Here is a 248-nt window from a genome sequence, read left to right as displayed (position 1 = left end):
TTTCTGTGTCCCCATCGTCTAGAGGCCTAGGACACCGCCCTTTCACGGCGGTAACAGGGGTTCGAATCCCCTTGGGGACGCCAATCTGATTTATCAGTGTCGGTTCTACCGAGAAAATAGCGAAGCAAATACAGCTCGAGTCTTTATTTGCATTTATTCGTATTACCTTAACTCATGATTGGAGTATAAACAATCAATCGTCCTAGTGACACATTTTTGTGTCCCCATCGTCTAGAGGCCTAGGACAC

1 tRNA gene is annotated in these 248 nt (G+C 46.4%); it reads left to right on the top strand.

Going from position 1 to position 248, the window contains the following annotated elements:
* Positions 1-7: 7 nt before the first annotated feature.
* Positions 8-83 (top strand) — tRNA-Glu (locus B5G52_RS21630).
* The last annotated feature ends 165 nt before the right edge of the window (positions 84-248 follow it).

This window comes from Pseudoalteromonas sp. A601, assembly GCF_002165575.1.
Lineage (GTDB): Bacteria > Pseudomonadota > Gammaproteobacteria > Enterobacterales > Alteromonadaceae > Pseudoalteromonas.
The sequence above is the reverse complement of the archived record's forward strand: the minus strand, read 5'-3'. Positions and strand labels throughout refer to the sequence as shown.